The 16670-nt window shown below is 69.7% G+C and carries 16 protein-coding genes; 1 reads left to right on the top strand and 15 read right to left on the bottom strand.

Features of this window, described 5'->3' with window-relative positions:
- From panD to ROP_RS21420, 11 genes are all read right to left on the bottom strand, one after another.
- On the bottom strand, positions 1-447 hold the full coding sequence (panD, locus tag ROP_RS21470; protein ID WP_012691507.1) for an aspartate 1-decarboxylase: 447 nt from the start codon (positions 445-447) through the stop codon (positions 1-3).
- 18 nt (positions 448-465) lie between these two features.
- Positions 466-1401 carry a pantoate--beta-alanine ligase gene (gene panC / locus ROP_RS21465; protein ID WP_043826736.1) on the bottom strand — a complete coding sequence of 312 codons (936 nt, stop codon included), beginning with the start codon at positions 1399-1401 and terminating at the stop codon, positions 466-468.
- Between the two features lie 5 nt (positions 1402-1406).
- Positions 1407-2333 carry a Rossmann-like and DUF2520 domain-containing protein gene (locus ROP_RS21460; protein WP_012691505.1) on the bottom strand — a complete coding sequence of 309 codons (927 nt, stop codon included), beginning with the start codon at positions 2331-2333 and terminating at the stop codon, positions 1407-1409.
- A gap of 147 nt (positions 2334-2480) precedes the next feature.
- Complete coding sequence (locus ROP_RS21455) at positions 2481-3464, bottom strand: DUF6779 domain-containing protein (RefSeq protein WP_012691504.1); 984 nt, start codon at positions 3462-3464, stop codon at positions 2481-2483.
- 69 nt (positions 3465-3533) lie between these two features.
- Positions 3534-4001 carry a DUF3180 domain-containing protein gene (locus tag ROP_RS21450; RefSeq protein WP_193384891.1) on the bottom strand — a complete coding sequence of 156 codons (468 nt, stop codon included), beginning with the start codon at positions 3999-4001 and terminating at the stop codon, positions 3534-3536.
- A gap of 20 nt (positions 4002-4021) precedes the next feature.
- Positions 4022-4534, bottom strand: coding sequence for a 2-amino-4-hydroxy-6-hydroxymethyldihydropteridine diphosphokinase (gene folK, locus ROP_RS21445; RefSeq protein ID WP_012691502.1), 513 nt, complete (start codon positions 4532-4534; stop codon positions 4022-4024).
- A complete protein-coding gene (gene folB / locus ROP_RS21440) occupies positions 4531-4893 on the bottom strand; it encodes a dihydroneopterin aldolase (RefSeq protein WP_012691501.1) in 363 nt (120 codons plus the stop codon). The genes folK and folB overlap by 4 nt, the downstream gene beginning before the upstream one ends.
- Positions 4886-5743: a dihydropteroate synthase gene (gene folP, locus ROP_RS21435; RefSeq protein WP_012691500.1), complete on the bottom strand. Its 858-nt coding sequence runs from the start codon at positions 5741-5743 to the stop codon at positions 4886-4888. The genes folB and folP overlap by 8 nt, the downstream gene beginning before the upstream one ends.
- Positions 5740-6357 (bottom strand): GTP cyclohydrolase I FolE, encoded by a 618-nt coding sequence (folE, locus tag ROP_RS21430; protein ID WP_043826734.1) that lies wholly within the window; start codon positions 6355-6357, stop codon positions 5740-5742. Before folE ends, folP begins: the two co-directional genes overlap by 4 nt.
- A gap of 60 nt (positions 6358-6417) precedes the next feature.
- Entirely contained in the window at positions 6418-8724 is a 2307-nt protein-coding gene (gene ftsH, locus ROP_RS21425; protein ID WP_012691498.1) for an ATP-dependent zinc metalloprotease FtsH, read from the bottom strand.
- Positions 8725-8936: 212 nt separating this feature from the next.
- Entirely contained in the window at positions 8937-10283 is a 1347-nt protein-coding gene (locus ROP_RS21420) for an amidase (RefSeq protein ID WP_012691497.1), read from the bottom strand.
- Between the two features lie 164 nt (positions 10284-10447).
- Here ROP_RS21420 and ROP_RS21415 point away from each other — a divergent pair, with 164 nt between their 5' ends.
- Positions 10448-12568, top strand: a complete 2121-nt coding sequence (locus tag ROP_RS21415; protein WP_012691496.1) for a serine/threonine-protein kinase — start codon at positions 10448-10450, stop codon at positions 12566-12568.
- Between the two features lie 11 nt (positions 12569-12579).
- Here ROP_RS21415 and hpt read toward each other — a convergent pair whose 3' ends face one another.
- Genes hpt through dacB form a run of 4 tightly spaced genes read right to left on the bottom strand, consistent with a single transcriptional unit; the run spans position 12580 to position 16555 of the window.
- Positions 12580-13134: a hypoxanthine phosphoribosyltransferase gene (hpt, locus tag ROP_RS21410; RefSeq protein ID WP_005244976.1), complete on the bottom strand. Its 555-nt coding sequence runs from the start codon at positions 13132-13134 to the stop codon at positions 12580-12582.
- Positions 13135-13138: 4 nt separating this feature from the next.
- Complete coding sequence (tilS, locus tag ROP_RS21405) at positions 13139-14116, bottom strand: tRNA lysidine(34) synthetase TilS (protein WP_012691495.1); 978 nt, start codon at positions 14114-14116, stop codon at positions 13139-13141.
- 7 nt (positions 14117-14123) lie between these two features.
- Positions 14124-15170, bottom strand: a complete 1047-nt coding sequence (locus ROP_RS21400; protein ID WP_043826733.1) for a zinc-dependent metalloprotease — start codon at positions 15168-15170, stop codon at positions 14124-14126.
- A complete protein-coding gene (dacB, locus tag ROP_RS21395; protein ID WP_012691493.1) occupies positions 15170-16555 on the bottom strand; it encodes a D-alanyl-D-alanine carboxypeptidase/D-alanyl-D-alanine endopeptidase in 1386 nt (461 codons plus the stop codon). The genes ROP_RS21400 and dacB overlap by 1 nt, the downstream gene beginning before the upstream one ends.
- Positions 16556-16670 lie beyond the last annotated feature (115 nt).

The raw sequence follows: 16670 nt of genomic DNA, 5'->3' as shown, positions 1-16670 counted from the left end.
TTACACCAAACTGGATTCGCGCTCGGCGTCGAGCGTCGACAGCATGCGCGGGGTGATCAGGCCGGAGCCCTCCGGCGCGTGCGCCGGGTCGGCACCGAGGTCGACGGGCGTGTTGGCGGCGTCGACGAACACGACACGCGGCTCGTAGTCGCGCACCTCCTGCTCGTTCATGACGCCGTAGGCGATGAGGATGACGAGGTCGCCGGGCTTGACCAGATGCGCTGCCGCACCGTTGATCCCGATGACGCCGCTTCCCCGCTCGCCGGCGATGACATAGGTCTCGAGCCGCGCGCCGTTGTCGATGTCGACGATGCACACCTGCTCGCCTTCGAGGAGGTCGGCGGCATCCATCAGATCCTGGTCGACCGTCACCGAGCCCACGTAGTGGAGATCGGCGTGTGTGACGGTGGCGCGATGGATCTTCGACTTCATCATGGTGCGAAACATGTTCCGGTCCTTACTCTTCTAGCGGGAAAGAAGTTCGTCTGTCGCCGACGCGTCCGACGCCTCGGTATCACGTTCGAGGAAACCGGTGCCGACGGCGACACCGACGTTGTCGATCAAGCGAGTGTTTCCGAGCTTGGCGGCGACGAGCAGCCGGCCGTCGCCTCGTTCCGGGGCGGGCCCGAGGTCGACGCCCCGCACCTCGAGGTAGTCGACCTCCACCTCGGGGGTGGACGCCAGCACCTCGCGCGCGGTGGCGAGGATCGCCTCGGCGCCACCGGCCGCGGCGTGGGCGCCGGCGATGAGTGCCGCAGACAATGTCGTCGCCGCGTTGCGCTGGTCCTCGTCCAGGTAGCGGTTCCGCGAGGACAGCGCGAGACCGTCGTGCTCGCGCACCGTGGGCACCCCGAAGATGCGGACGTCGAAGTTCAGGTCGGTCACCATCTGCCGGATGAGCGTCAGCTGCTGGTAGTCCTTCTCCCCGAAGTACGCGACGTGCGGTGCGGCGATCTGCAGCAGCTTGGCGACGACGGTGAGCATCCCCGCGAAGTGCGTGGGCCTGGACGCGCCCTCCAGTTCCGCGCCCAGCGGTCCGGGATGGATCGTCGTCCGCGGACCGGCCGGGTACATGGTGGCCGCGGTGGGCACGAACGCCAGCTCGACTCCGGCCTCACGCAGCAGTTCGAGATCGGCGTCGAGGGTGCGCGGGTACGCGTCGAGGTCTTCGCCGGCACCGAACTGCAACGGGTTGACGAAGATCGAGACGATCACCACCGCGCCGGTGAGCTTGGCCTGCCGCACCAACTCCAGGTGACCCGTGTGGAGGGCTCCCATCGTGGGCACCAGCGCGACCTGGCGGCCGACGCCGCGCAGCGCCTTCGAGACCCGCGTCAGCACGCTCGGGTCGTGGTGCACGGTCAGTTCGCCGCGCTTGTATCCGCCCTGCAGATCGCTCACGGGGCTCACCTCCGGTCTTCCAGGATGTCCAGCAGTTCAGGTGTGGCGCCGGCGCGCTGCGCCGACCTCAGCGAGAGGGCCCGGTAGCCGGCCGCAATCCGCGGATCGACTTCTTCGAGGACCCGCAGATGCGTGGCCACCGCCTCGGAGTCCCCCCGGGCGACGGGCCCGGTCAGCGCCGCGGGCCCGCGCCGCAGGGCGTTGTCGAGCGCCGCCGACAGCAGCGGCTGGAGCACGCGTTCGGCCAGGCCGTTCGGATCGTCGCCGATCAACTCCTGGCCGAGCAGTTCCTGGCCTTCCAGCGCGACGCGCAGTGCGGCCACGGCGTCGACGACGAGCGTGACCAGGTGATTGCTGCCGTGTGCGAGAGCGGCGTGGTACAGCGGCCGCATGTCCTCGCGGACCCGGACCGGCTCGCCGCCGATCTCGAGAACCAGCGACTGCGCGATCGCGTAGCCGATGTCGTCGGCGGCGGTGATGCCGAAACAGGCGGATGCGAGGCGGACCGTGTCCTCGTCGTGGCCGGTGAACGTCATCGCGGGGTGAATCGCGAGCGGAACGACACCCTGCTCGGCGAGGGGGGCCAGGATCCCGATGCCGTTCGCGCCGGACGTGTGCGCCACGATCGCGCGCCCCGGCACGGCGCCGGTGGAGGCCAGCCCGGCGATCAACGACGGCAGTTCGGCGTCGGGGACCGCGAGAATGAGCAGTTCGGAGCGGGCCGCGACCTCTGCGACCGGCAGAATCTCGGTCTCGGGAAGCCGGGTGCGTGCCCGATGCCGTGACGCGTCGGAGACGGCCGAGCAGGCGACGACCACGTGACCTGCCCGCTCCAACGCGGCACCGATTGCTGTTCCGACCCGGCCTGCGGAGACAATTCCTACCGTCAATCTCGCGGGCGCAGGGCCATTAGTGATCCCGAAAGAGGTCACCTTCGTCCTCTCGTTCGTTCCAGTCCCGCTCGGCGGGTACCAGACGTTCCACGGTGAGGATAGCCCGGCTCGAACGCACCCCGCCATGCGCAGGAAGAGTGATATATGCCTCACACCGTGCGGGTTGATCCCCGGGCGCGCCGGAGCCTATTCGGCCCGCCGACGCCTTCCTCCGGCACTCTGGGACGCCCCCGACGCGGACTGCATGTTGGCCATGATCTCGGCGACGGACAGCCCGTTCGAGTGCGCACCCGAAGTCTCGTCGTCCTCGGCCGCCCGCCTGCGTCCCCGCCGGCCCTCGGGCTCGGGCTCGGCCGCAGTGTCCGGCTCGGGCTCGGGCTCGGCCGCCGTCTCCGGCTCCGGCGCGGCGACAGGTTGGGGCGCGACCTTCGCGACCTTCGCGGGCTCGGCGACCGGCGCGACCTTGGCAACAGGCTCCGGCGTGGGCTCCGGTTCCGGTTCGACCTCGATCTCGGGTTCGGTATGTCCGGCGCCGGCGGGCTCGACGATCGATGTCTCGGCGGTGACCGGATCGTCGTCGGGATTCGCGAAATGCGAGGACTGCGCGGAACCGCTCTGATGCCCGGCGCCGGCGGCGTGCCCGGCACCCGGGATGTACAGGCCCGACGCGGCCGGCTGATAGCTGCTGTACGAGCGTCCTGCGAGTTCCTGCACGCGCGTCGAATCCGCCCGCAGCGCGATCCGTTCGGTCGGCATCGCGCCGTCGAACAGTGCCTCGAGATTCTTGCGGAGCGACGAGAGTTCGGCGCGCAGCGCGGCAAGTTCCTCTGCATCGGCGCGCACTTCGCTGCGCACTCGCTTCTCGACGGTGAGCTCGTATTCGCGCCGTGCCGAGATCTCCCGCTCGAGCTGCAACTCATAGACGGTCTGCAGGTCGCTGACCTTCGCCTTGTCGAGCGCCGACTCGCGCCGGTACTTCGTCATGGCGATGGCACCGACCGTCGCGGCCCAGAGCGCGGCCACCAGGCCCACTCGCAGGAGTTGGACGCTGTCACTGAAGATCAGGAAGAGGGACGCGATCACCGCGAGGGCGAGCAAACCCGCAACGATCATCTGGCTCGCGCTGCGCCTGTTGCGGCGCGCAGACTTGAGGCGACCAGGATTCGTCATGGTGCCAGGGTACTTGGCCGCGAAGGGTGCACCGCGCATTCCATCCGACCTGCGGCGATCCCCCATGTCCTAATGCGCGGGCTCGTCCGAGGGGTCGTCGGGGGTGCGGCAGCAGTGTTCCAGCCACAGCGCCGCGCCGACGAGTGCCAGTGCCGCGACGAGACCGACCCACGCGCCAGGACTGTCCGAGGCCGCGGCGCGCAGCACCGACTGTTGCGGAAGCAGGTACAGCAGGAAGCCTCCCCACACCCCGGCCGTCGCGGCGCCGACGAGTGCGGATGCCTTGGCCAGAGCGGCAACCCGGGCGGCGGTGATCGGGTGCAGTTGGCGCGGCCCGTCGCCCACCTGATGGTTGGTGACCCGGGATCGCACCATGAACGCGAGTACGACCTCGATCAGCGCGACCGGATACAGCGACGCCCCCGCGTACACGGGGATGGGCGGGAACGACCCGTAGAACACGCGCACCAAAATCCAGGTGGCGGCGACGGCGAGCGCGGCGAGGAACAGCAGATCCCAGATGCGGGTGGGTTTCATCGTGCCCGTCGGTTCCGGTTTCATCGCGACCGCCGGTCCAGGGCGAGGCCCGTCCGGTGCACACCGGCCCGCTCTTCGTCGTCCAGCAACGGCAGCAACACGTCCACGCGGGTCGTCGTGCCGTCGACGGGCAACACGGCGTCGGGTTCGACGTCCAGCCACGGAATCAGCACGAAGGCACGTTCGTGTGCTCGCGGATGCGGCAACGTCAGTTCCGGGTCGTCGCTGCGGACGTCGTCGCACGTGACGACGTCGACGTCGAGCGTGCGCGGACCCCACCGTTCGACCCGCACCCGGTCGGCGGCGGCCTCGAGTTCCTGCCCACGCCGCAACCAGCCCCAGCCGTCGAGCGCGGGATCGTCGGCGACGACGACCGCGTTGAGGAAGTCCTGCTGCTCGACGCCGCCCCACGGCGCCGTCGAATACACCGGGGACACCGCAACGACCGCGTCACCCAGACCGTCGAGGACGGACTGCAGATGGGCGAGGCTGTCACCGACGTTCGACCCGATCGACAACACCGCGCGACTCATGGTCTCGACCTGTGCGCCACCACCGCGACGTCCGCGAAGGTCAGCGGGATCGGCGCGGACGGCTTGTGCAACACCACTTCGGCGCTCCGGACGCGGGGGTCGGCCATCACCCCGTCCGCGATCTCGGCCGCCACTGTCTCGATCAGGTCGCGGGAGGGGCCCGCGATGATCGCGGCCGCGCGCTCGGCCAGCCCGCCGTAGTCCAGGGTGTCGGCGAGGTCGTCCGACGCCGCAGCGGGCGCGAGATCCATCCAGACGGTGATGTCGACGTAGAAGTCCTGACCGTCCCGCTTCTCGTGGTCGAAGACACCGTGATTGCCGCGAACCTTCAATCCGCGCAACTCGATTCGATCACTCACGTCCGGCTGCACCCCTCGTCCAGGCCTCGGCGACCGCGATGGCGTCGAGGGAGGCCTGCGCGTCGTGCACGCGCACTCCCCATGCTCCGTGGGTCGCGGCGAGCGCCGACACGACCGCGGTCGCGGTCTCCCGGCCGGCGGGGGGACGGGGTTCGCCGTCGGCATCCGCGAGCAGCGAACCCAGGAACCGCTTGCGGGAGGCGCCGACGAGAACAGGGAATCCCAGCTCGTTGAACTCGGGCAGCGCCTTCAGCAACGCCCAGTTGTGATCGGAGTTCTTCGCGAAACCGAGACCCGGGTCCAGCACCAGCGAACCCGGATCCACCCCGGCCTTCACGGCCAGGTCGACCTGCGTCATCAGTTCGTCCCGGACCTCACGGACCACGTCGTCATAGTGGTCGGCGGCGCCGCGGTGCACGTAGTCGCCTGCCGAACGCCAATGCATCAGGATCCACGGAACTCCGGCGTCCGCGACCACCGAAGCCATCGCCGCATCGGCCCGGCCGCCCGCCACGTCGTTGATGATCGACGCCCCCGCCTCGATCGCGGCCTCCGCGACGGACGCCCGCATCGTGTCGACGCTGACGCAGATGCCCTCGGCGACCAGATCCGCGATGACGGGTGCGACCCGCCCGGCCTCGACGTCGGGATCGACCCGCGCCGCGCCCGGCCGGGTGGACTCGCCGCCGACGTCGACGATGTCGACGCCGAGACGGTTCAACGCGAGACCGCGTTCGAGCGCCGCGTCACGGTCGAGAAAGCGTCCGCCGTCGGAGAAGGAATCGGTGGTGACGTTCAGAATCCCCATCACCACGGTGCGACCCGGTGAGGGCAGCTCGATCACGGTCACTTCCGCAGAATAAGGTCCAGAGCCTCGGAACGTGAGGCCGCGCTGGACTGGAGCAGACCACGCACCGCTGAGGTGGTGGTACTCGCACCAGGCTTGCGGATCCCCCGCATCGCCATGCACAGGTGCTCGGCCTCGATGACCACGATCGCACCGCGCGGGTCGAGCTTGCGCATGACGGCGTCGGCGATCTGACTGGTCAGACGCTCCTGGACCTGCGGGCGCTTGGCATACAGGTCGACCACGCGGGCCAGCTTCGACAGCCCGGTCACCTTGCCGGTCCGGCCCGGGATGTACCCGACGTGCGCAACCCCGTGGAACGACACCAGGTGGTGCTCACACGTGGAGTACAGCGGAATGTCGCGGACGAGGACCAACTCCTGGTGGCCCTCGTCGAACGTCGTGTTCAACACGGTGTCCGGGTCGGTGTACAGCCCCGCGAAGACCTCGCGGTACGACCGCGCCACCCGGGCGGGCGTATCGCGGAGTCCGGGACGATCCGGGTCCTCACCGATCGCGATCAGCAGTTCCCGCACCGCCGCCTCGGCACGCGGCTGATCGAACACCCGGCCTGTCTCGAGCGCCACGGGCTCACTACCGAGATGATTCACCGACAACCGAAACTCCTCCAGTACCGGGACCGATCGTCCCGAAGCCACAGCCTAGTGTCGGGCGGATCAGTTCGATCCGTCCGGTCCTTTCCAGGCCCTCGTCTGCGCGTCGTCGTCCCCGGTGCCCCGCTGATCGTGCGGCGGATTCCACTGGGGCCCCGGAGCCTGGTCAGGTCCCGGACCCTGGTTGGTTCCCGGACCCTGGTTGCCGGGGTACTGCCCCTCGGGGCCCTGGTTGCCCGAATCGCGGGGCGGCCAGCCCGGAGCCGACCATCCCGCGGGGGCGCCGTAGTCGGGACGCGGCTGCGTCATCCCGCCCTGCGGCCGGGCGGGAGCGGGCTGCGAGTAGCCGTTGGCGGGCGCCGGCTGCGGGTACTGCTGCTGCGGCGGGGCCTGCTGCGACTGCTGCTGCGCGAACACCGGTTCGGGCTGCTGGGGCCACGGCTCGCCGCGCTCGGACGCCAGTTCCCGCGGCGTCTTGACCGGCGGCTTGTCGGACGGGGTCCGGTGGCCGAAGTCGTTGAACGCCGTGATCCGGGGGCGCTTCTCGACGCTGTGGAAGATCTTCTCGAGATCCTTGCGGGTGAGGGTCTCCCGCTCGAGCAGTTCGGTCGCCAGGATGTCCAGCACGTCGCGGTACTCGTTGAGAATCGCCCACGCCTCGGTGTGCGCGGCCTCGATGAGGTTGCGGACCTCTTCGTCGATCTCGCGCGCGACCTCGTGGGAGTAGTCGGACTGCTGCCCCATCGACCGGCCCAGGAACGGGTCGCCGCCCTCCTGGCCGTACCGCACGGCACCCAGCCGGGCGCTCATGCCGTACTCGGTGACCATCGACCGGGCGATCTTCGTCGCCATGTCGATGTCGGAGGACGCACCGGTGGTGGGCTCGTGGAACACGAGTTCCTCGGCCGCGCGGCCACCCATCGCCATGACGAGCCGGGCGATCATCTCGGACCGCGTCATCAGGCCCTTGTCGTCCTCGGGCACCGTCATCGCGTGACCGCCGGTGCGGCCGCGGGCGAGGATGGTGACCTTGTAGACCGGCTCGATGTCGGGCATCGCCCACGCGGCGAGCGTGTGCCCGCCCTCGTGGTACGCGGTGATCTTCTTCTCGTGCTCGCTGATGATGCGGCTCTTGCGGCGGGGACCGCCGACGACACGGTCGACGGACTCCTCGAGCGCGGCCTCCGTGATGACGGTGCCGTTCTCGCGGGCGGTGAGCAGCGCGGCCTCGTTGATGACGTTGGCCAGATCGGCACCCGACATTCCGACGGTGCGCTTGGCCAGGCCCTCGAGGTCGGCGTGCTGGTCGATCGGCTTACCCTGCGAGTGCACCTTCAGGATGGCGCGGCGACCGGCGAGGTCGGGGGCGCCGACCGGGATCTGCCGGTCGAAGCGGCCCGGGCGCAGCAGCGCCGGGTCCAGGATGTCGGGTCGGTTGGTGGCGGCGATCAGGATGATGCCGGTGCGGTCACCGAAGCCGTCCATCTCGACCAGCAACTGGTTGAGGGTCTGCTCACGCTCGTCGTGACCGCCACCGAGCCCGGCGCCACGCTGGCGTCCGACGGCGTCGATCTCGTCGACGAAGATGATGCAGGGGCTGTTCTGCTTGGCCTGGTCGAACATGTCGCGCACGCGGGACGCACCCACACCGACGAACATCTCGACGAAGTCCGAACCGGAGATCGTGAAGAAGGGGACACCGGCCTCGCCCGCCACCGCGCGGGCGAGCAGGGTCTTACCGGTTCCGGGGGGACCGTAGAGGAGAACACCCTTGGGAATCTTCGCGCCCAGCGCCTGGTAGCGCGCCGGATTCTGCAGGAAGTCCTTGATCTCGTACAGCTCCTCGACGGCCTCGTCCGCACCCGCGACGTCGGCGAAGGTCGTCTTCGGCATGTCCTTGGACAGCTGCTTGGCCTTCGACTTGCCGAAGCCCATGACGCCGCCGCGTCCGCCGCCCTGCATGCGGCTCATCACGAAGAAGAAGATGCCGAGCAGGATCACCATCGGCAGGACGAACAGCAGGATGGACGTGAGCCAGCTCTCCTGCGTGACCGTGGTGTTGTAGCTCTGCAGGCCCTTGTCGGAGATCTCGTTGAAGATCTGCTCGGACGCCGACGCCGGATACTTGGCGAGGATCTCGGTCTTGCCGTCGGTGGCGTCGTTGCCGTCCTTCAGCCACAGGCGCACCTGCTGCTCCCGGTCGTCGATCTGCGCCTTCTCGACGTTGTTCGCGTCGAGCTGCGCGATCGCCACGGAGGTGTCGACACCCTTGAATCCGCGCGTGTCGTTGCCGAAGTAGCTGAAGGCGTAGATCACCAGCAGGATGCCGGCAACTATCGCCAGGTTTCGAAACACAGTCTTACGGTTCATACAGGTCGGCCGAGATGGCCGGTCCTTTCGAGAGTGCGGGTCTTCCGGGTGCGCCTTCCGGCTGCCAACCGGACAAACCAGGTTACCGCGAAGGCACCCCGGCGACTCCAGGTAGCAGCCAACCGCTGTCGCGAGCGGTCTCTGTTTCGTTCAACGCACACGGCGGCCCATCGGTTCCCTCCGCCTCGATCCGGGTCCGGATGTGCGGGAGTTCACCGCGTGGGCGCGACCCGCGGCCAGCCGCCGCCGACCCGCTCGATGTGGGCGGCCAGTGCCAGGATTCTGGCCTCGCCGCCGGGCGGCGCCGCGATCTGCACGGCCAGCGGGGTGCCGGAATGCGAGTGCGTGCCGACGGGGACACTGGCCGCCGGCCAGCCGACGAGATTCCACAGCGCACTGAGCGGGGCGTACCGCACATTGGCCACGATGTTCGACAACCACGACCGCTCGCTCCACGTCGTCGCGGCGAGCGGCGGCTGCGCGAGCGCGGGGGTGATCACCACGTCGTAGCTCTCGAAGAAGGCGCGGAGCGACTCCTCGAGCCTGTTCACCTGCTCCGGGCGGACGAACCGGCCCAGCGCGCGGCCCAACGCGACGTGCCTGCGGGTCCGCGGCTGCAATCGCCTGGGGTCGAGTCCCTCGGCGTCGGCGGCCGTTCCCGCGGTCCAGCGGGCGAGAACCGGGATCAGGTTGATCGGATACGGCAACGTCGCGGGCTCCACGTCGTGGCCCGATCCGGTCAGTTCCGTCCCCGCGCGCACGGCCGCGTCCCGCCACTGCGGATCGACCGTGGCCAGGAACGTCGGCGACCCCGCCGCCACCGCGATGCGCAGCGGCTCCGAAGGCCCGATCCGCGCGAGTTCGGGACGGTCGGCGATGACGGACAGCATGAGGGCGGCGTCGTCGACGGTCGTGGCGATGGGCCCGTTCTCGGCCATGCCGAACCAGGAGGTGGCGCCGAGTTCGGACGGCACGACTCCCCTGCCCGGTTTGATACCGAACACTCCGCAGTTCGCCGAGGGGATGCGGATCGAACCCAGACCGTCGGTCCCGTGCGCCAGGGGCACCATTCCCGCGGCGACGGCCGCGGCAGCTCCACCGGACGAGCCGCCGCAGGTCCGGGACGGATTCCACGGGTTGCGGGTGATGTGGCCGGGCGCGTCGGTGGTTCCCCACACCGCCAGTTCGGGGAGGGTGGTCAGGCCCACCACCACCGCTCCCGCCGCCCGCAGTCGCGCCACGACCGGATGGTCGGCGGCCCGCGGTTCGGCGCTGGTGGCGCCCGATCCCTCCCGCATCGGCAGTCCGGCCACGGGGATGACGTCCTTGATCGCGACCGGCACTCCCGCCAGCGGAAGAGTGGCCAGATCCGACCTTCGGGACAGGGCGAGCGCGTCGGCTCGGGCCTGGTCGCAGAGGACGGCGGTGAACGCCTGGATCTTCGGTTCACGCTCCGCGATGGCCGCGAGCGAGGCCTCGACCTGCTCCATCGGGCTCGAGACGCCCGAGCGGACCTGCTCGGCGACGACGACGGCTGAGGTGAACGGGGAGTCCCCCATTACCCGAGTATATGGTGCGGCGCAGCAGCGATTTCGAGTATTCGCGCTGGATACGATAGGTCTGCGGGGTTACCATTCGCTTGTCCCTGGATGGGACTCTTCACACCGCTCCAGACAACCTCGATGTGCCCAGAGAACCCGCCCAGTAGAACCCTCGATGTGCAATGACCAGAGGAAACGGGTCGGGCAGAGACGGATCGGCCGCTGGATCGGACTCTGCCGAACGGACCTTCGGAGTTCCGAACTCCGAACACGAGAGCAGCGAAGCGACGGTCGCGGCCGGCCCGTCGACGGTGACCGCTGAGCAAACGCTGTCCGCACGGACGATGACCGCCGAGCAGACCGCCGCGTCCGAACAAACCGCCGCCGCCGAACAAACCGCCGCGGCGGAGCGAACCGCAGCCGCCGACCAGACCGCGGAGGCCGGTCCGACCGTGACCGCCCGGCAGCCGGACACGCTCATCACCATGCCGCCCGGAAATGCGGCGCTCGACGACGTGGAGGTCGGGCAGCAGGTCGACGACTTCGATCTGCTGATGGGGCTGGGCAGCGGCGCGTTCGGCCGCGTGTTCCTCGCACGCCAGCGGTCGATGCAGCGTCTCGTCGCGGTGAAGATCTCCCACGACAAGGGCAACGAGCCGCAGACCCTCGCGCAACTCGACCACGACTACATCGTCCGCGTGTTCGACCAGCGGCTGCTCGAGGATCGTCAACTCCGCCTCCTCTACATGCAGTACCTGCCGGGTGGCACCCTGCTGCGGGTTCTGCGGCGCGTGCGCGTCACCCCCGAACGGGAGCGGACCGGCAGCCTGCTGCTCGACGTCGTCGACGAGGAGATGCGGGAGAAGGGCGAACTCAGGCCCACCGACTCCAGCGTGCGGGACGAGATCGCATCGCTCACCTGGCCCGAGACGATCGCGTGGCTGGGACGGCGACTGGCCGAGGCCCTCGACTACGCAGGCAAACGCGGCGTCCTGCACCGCGACATCAAACCCGCCAACATCCTGCTGACGGCGGAGGGTGTGCCCAAGCTCGCCGATTTCAACATCAGCTTCAGCGACACCGTCACCGGGGCGTCGCCGCTCGCCTACTTCGGCGGGTCCCTGGCCTACATGTCCCCCGAGCAACTCGAGGCGTGTCACCGCGGAATGCCGGGAACGGCGGCGGACCTCGACACCCGCAGCGACATCTTCGCTCTCGGGGTGATGCTGTGGGAGCTGATGTGCGGGCGGCGCCCGTTCCAGGACGAGGACGTCTCCAGCGAGTCGCTCGCCGCACTCGAGGCGATGCTGGACAGCCGCAGCCGCGACGTCGACCCGGAGTTCCTGGACCAGTTGCCCGCCGACTGCCCGCCGTCGCTGCGCCGGGTGCTGCTGACGTGTCTGGCGCCCAAGCCGGCGGACCGGTGGTCGTCCGGCGCCGAACTGGCCCAGCAGTTCGACCTGTGCCTGAACCCGCGGGCCCGTGATCTCGTCGATCCGCCGCCCAACAGTTGGCGGATGCGGTTGCGCCGGTTCGCGCTCCCGATTCTGGTGATCGGTATCGCGGTGCCGAACGCCCTCGCGGGCGCGTACAACTACCACCACAACAAGATGCTGATCATCAGCAATCTGACGCCGGAGGCGCAGCAGTCGTTCGAGGGGATCCAGTTGGTGATCAACTCGATCGCGTTCCCGTTGGGCGCGATCATGCTGCTCTACTGGTGTCGTTACCCGCTGCTGGTTCCACGGGGCCTGCGCAAGGGCCGGACGTACGACCGGCAGACCCTGGCCCGGGCCCGCACCGACACGTTGCTGCTCGGCGACCGCGTGGTGCTCGTGGTGTTCGGTTTGTGGGTGATCGCGGGAATCGCCTACCCGATTTCCCTGCAACTGGCGGCGGGGAACGTGCCGCCGGGCGCGTACGTGCACTTCATCGCGTCACTGATCGTGTGCGGTGCGGTGTCGGTGGCGTACCCGTTCTTCGTAGTGGCGTTCTTCGCGGTGCGCTGCATCTACCCGACCCTGCTACCGCAGGACATCGCGAGCAGCGCCGACGCGCACAAGCTGCGGGGCCTCGACCGCCGCAGCACCCTGTATCTCGCGGTGGCCGCGTCGGTTCCGCTCGCCGGTGTGGCCGGGGTGACGTTCCTGTCGCCCGACGAGATCACGCTGGTGATCATCGCCGTCCGCATTCTGTGCGTCGGCGGCATCTTCGCGTTCGTCGGCGTGTACTGGCTGTTCCGGCAACTGGAGCAGGATCTGCGGGCGCTGGAGCTCGCCGTGTCCCACGAACCCGTCCGCTGAGCGGGCGGGGTTCAGCCGCCGTAGACGGAGGGCTCGAGCGTTCCGATGTACGGCAGGTCGCGGTAGCGCTCGGCGTAGTCGAGGCCGTAGCCGACGACGAATTCGTTGGGGATGTCGAAGCCCACGTTCGCGACGTTGACGTCGACCTTGATGGCGTCGGGCTTGCGCAGCAGGGTGACGACCTCGAGCGAGGCGGGGTTGCGGCTCGACAGGTTGCGCATCAGCCAGGACAGCGTGAGACCGGAGTCGATGATGTCCTCGACGATCAGGACGTGGCGTCCGGCGATGTCCTTGTCGAGGTCCTTGAGGATGCGCACGACACCCGAGGACGACGTGGACGACCCGTAGGAGCTGACGGCCATGAATTCCATCTGGGTGGGGATGGGCAGGGCTCGCGCGAAGTCGGTCATGAAGAAGATGGCGCCCTTGAGGACACCCACCAGGAGCAGATCGCCTTCCGGGGCGCCCTCCGGGTAGCGCTTGGCGATCTCCTCGGCCAGTTCGACGGTACGTCGACGGATCTCGTCCTCGGAGATCAGTACCGATGCGATGTCGCCCTCGTACACGCGATCAAACCCTTCGTCGGTCGTCCAATCCGACGTTCAGCCTGCCACGTCGCCGTCGGACCACCAACCTCGCGTCCGGTGTTCCGCCCCCGACCGCCACCTGTCCCTGCCCCCGCCACCGTGCGACGAGGTCGTCGACGGCCCGCAGCTGGGTGTCCCCGAGACCGCGTGCACCGGCCGCGAGCAGCCAGCTGCGCAGTACCCGCCTGCGGACGGGTGGGGCCGACAGTGCGAGCAGGGCCGCGTCGATTTCGCCGTCCACCACGACTTTTGCTTCGGCGTCGGCGGCCACCGCGTCGAGGACGGCCCCCTCCTCGCGCAGGTGTTCCCCGGTGCGGGCGAGCGCCCCGGCGACGCCGCCGCCGAGGACGTCCTCGAGCAGCGGCAGCACCTCGGTGCGCAGCCGCACCCGGACGAAGTCGGGTGACGAGTTGTGCGGATCCTCGTGCGGGTCGAGGCCCAGTTCCGTGCAGGCCTGCCGGGTCACCGCGCGTCGCACGCCCAGCAGCGGCCTGCCCCACGGGCTGTCGTAGGGGCTCATGCCCCAGATGGATCGACCGCCCGAACCGCGCGACAGCCCGAGCAACACGGTTTCGGCCTGATCGTCGAGGGTGTGCCCCAACAGCACCGGGCGGGTTCCGCGCCCCGCGTCGAGGGCCTCGTAGCGGGCCTGCCGGGCGGCGGCCTCGAGCCCGCCGGATCCGGTCACGTCGACGGGAAGCACCTCGGCGGATGCGCAGCCGAGGGTCCGGGCGCGCGCTGCCGCCCCGTCCGCGACGTCGGCCGAACCCCGCTGCAGCCGGTGATCGACGACCAGGGCCACAGCCGAACGCGCCTCGACTGCCGCCGCCGCGGTCAGGGCCAGTGAATCTGCGCCGCCCGACAGCGCGACCGCGACGTCGCCGTCCGGGGCGTGTGCCGCGATCCAGTGCCGCACCGCGTGACGAACCTCGAGGATCGCCGGCTCCTCGGGAAGCAGCATGACCGCGTCAGCCCAGCACCCGCGACACCCAGGCGTCGGGCCGGTCGATCTCCGCGAGCCGGGGCAGGGTGTCGGGGCCGGTCCACACGACGTTGAACCGGTCCATCCCGACCGTGTCGACGACGGCGTCGACGAACGCCTTGCCGCGCACGTACTGCGCCATCTTGGCGTCCATCCCGAGCAGTGCCCGGATGAGTCGCTGCACCGGGTTGCTCTTGCGGCGACGGCGCTGGTCGAACGCGGCGCGGATCGCGGCCACCGACGGCACGACCGCGGGACCGACCGCGTCCATCACGTGGTCCGCATGCCCCTCGAGGAGGGTGCCGAGCACCAGCAGACGGTCGAGGGCCTCACGCTGCGGCTCGGCCTGGGTCGCGCGCAGGAGTCCGACGATGCCGCCCGGCGCACCCGACTCGTCGGGCTCCGTGCGGCCACGGTCGCGCAGCGCGGAGGACAACCGGCCGACCATGTCGGTGATCGACTCGTCCTCGGCGGATCCGAGGGTCTCCACCGACTCCTGCATGTACCCGGTGAGCCACGGTGACGACGAGAACTGCACCCGGTGCGTCACCTCGTGCAGGCACACCCAGAGCCGGAAGTCGCTGGGCCGCACCCGCAGTGTGCGCTCGACTGACACCACGTTGGGCGCGACGAGCAGCAGGGTTCCGTTGTCGCCGGTGAACGGGTCGTACTGGCCGAGGATCGCCGAGGACAGGTAGGCGAGCATGGCCCCGGCCTGAATGCCCGCCGGCTTGCCGAGCAGCATGCCGGGGGCCGCGTCGCCGCCGGTGAGTTGCGACATCGAGTGCGCGGCCGCGTGGATCCACCCCGCCCGGTCGAGGATCTGGGCGGCGGGCACCGGCAGTCCGTCGGCGAGGCCGGTGACGTCCCGGACGGGCAGTTCCGCGCGCATCGACGCGTCGGCCAGTTCCGCGACCACCGTTTCGGCCGTGTACCGCGACGTGGCGGGCCCGCTGCGTGCCAGCCTCACCCCCGTCCGGGCTGCGAGTTTCCAGTCGACGGCACCGCTGAAGGCGTTTCCTTCGGCGGCCATCACTGGCACCCGCATGTGCGGAGCGCGGCCGCCAGTGCGTCGAGTGCGGGACGGCTGACCTCCGGCGGACGGTCGTTGGACATCAGCGCGAACGTGAGGACGCGCCCGTTCTGGTCCACCACGTAGCCGGCGAGGGCGCTGGCCGTGGACAGGGTGCCGGTCTTCGCACGCACCCATCCGGCGCCGGTGCGGTTCCCCGACGCGTACCGGTCCGACAGGCTGCCCGTGGCACCGGCCACCGGCAGATAGTCGAGCATCGGCCGCAGGGCCGGGTTCCCCTCCCCGGCGGCGGCCGTCAGGACCTGGTCGAGTGTGTGGGGTGCGATGCGGTCGTCGACGGACAGCCCGCTCGCGTCGTGCAGCGTGAGCCCCGACAGGTCGAATCCGGCCCCGGACAAGGTCCGGCCGATGGTCGCGACGGCGCCCGCGAACGATGCTTCCGCGCCGGCATTCATGGCAACCTCCCGCCCGATCGCTTCGGCAAGCACATTGTCCGAGTGTTCCATCATCTGCCGCAACCGGTCGCGCAGCGGCGCGGACTGCACACTCGCGACGGTGGCGGCGCCGGGTGCCGCGACCCCCGACGCGACCGCCGACGGGTCGACGCCGAGTGCACCGGCCAGCGTCCGCCCGGCGTCGAGCGCGGGTGTCGAACTGCGCGGCGACTCGTCCACGAGTGGGTCGGCGCGTCCGCCGTCGATCATGATCGGCTCGGTGGGGGTGATGAATCCGGCGCCGACATCCGTCGGGAACCACCCCTGCGCCATGGTGTCACCCGAGTAGATGCCGGTGTCGACCACGATGCGCGTCACCGCGATGCCCGCGGCCCGGATCTGATCGACGAGTTGCGAGATGTGCGCCGCACCCGGGTAGTAGCCGTTCTCCCCGACCGGCTTCGCGGTGAGAGTGGGATCACCGCCGGCGACGAGGACGATCTCACCGGGAGTCGCGCCCTGCACGACCTTCGTCGTGACGCGGTGGTCGGACGGCAACGACAGCAGCGCCGATCCCGCGGTGAGGACCTTGGTGGTGGACGCCGGCGTCATCGGGGTCTGCGGGTTGACGCTCCACAGCACCTGCCCGGTGACCGCGTCGGCGACCGTTCCGCTGAACTTGCCGAGGTCCGGGTTGGCGGCGGCCGGACCGACCGCGGCCGCGATCCCCTGCGCCGTCGGCACCGGGGCGTCGTCCGGGACCGGCGTGACCTGCGGTGCCGCGATGATCGGCGCCGGTTCGGGGGCGATCGTCAGTTCGCCGCGGCCCGCCGACGCGTTGTGCGCGCTCACCGCGATCACCAGCACGGCGGCCATCGCTAGCACCACGACGACGACCGACGCGAACAGAATTCGCATGTTCCGACGGTGGCGTCCCGCCAACGAGCCCATCTTCTTCTTTCCCTGGCCCGGCAACGCGCCTCCGTCTTCACTGTGATTCGTGGGTGGTCAGACAACCAACCTTATCCTCGACCCGATATCCTCTCCCCGAATCATCATCGACACG

Origin of the sequence: Rhodococcus opacus B4, from assembly GCF_000010805.1 — a bacterium.
GTDB lineage: Bacteria > Actinomycetota > Actinomycetes > Mycobacteriales > Mycobacteriaceae > Rhodococcus_F > Rhodococcus_F opacus_C.
Note: the sequence above shows the minus strand (reverse complement) of the source record. Positions and strands in the feature narration are given on the sequence as shown.

Coding starts and splice junctions, on each gene's coding strand:
- tilS (WP_012691495.1), bottom strand. CDS start 14,116: ATGCTGCTTCCCGAGGAGCCGGCGATCCTCGAGGTTCGTCACGCGGTG.
- ROP_RS21415 (WP_012691496.1), top strand. CDS start 10,448: ATGACCAGAGGAAACGGGTCGGGCAGAGACGGATCGGCCGCTGGATCG.
- panD (WP_012691507.1), bottom strand. CDS start 447: ATGTTTCGCACCATGATGAAGTCGAAGATCCATCGCGCCACCGTCACA.
- ROP_RS21450 (WP_193384891.1), bottom strand. CDS start 4,001: ATGAAACCCACCCGCATCTGGGATCTGCTGTTCCTCGCCGCGCTCGCC.
- ftsH (WP_012691498.1), bottom strand. CDS start 8,724: ATGAACCGTAAGACTGTGTTTCGAAACCTGGCGATAGTTGCCGGCATC.
- ROP_RS21455 (WP_012691504.1), bottom strand. CDS start 3,464: ATGACGAATCCTGGTCGCCTCAAGTCTGCGCGCCGCAACAGGCGCAGC.
- ROP_RS21400 (WP_043826733.1), bottom strand. CDS start 15,170: ATGGCCGCCGAAGGAAACGCCTTCAGCGGTGCCGTCGACTGGAAACTC.
- dacB (WP_012691493.1), bottom strand. CDS start 16,555: ATGGGCTCGTTGGCGGGACGCCACCGTCGGAACATGCGAATTCTGTTC.
- folK (WP_012691502.1), bottom strand. CDS start 4,534: ATGAGTCGCGCGGTGTTGTCGATCGGGTCGAACGTCGGTGACAGCCTC.
- ROP_RS21420 (WP_012691497.1), bottom strand. CDS start 10,283: ATGGGGGACTCCCCGTTCACCTCAGCCGTCGTCGTCGCCGAGCAGGTC.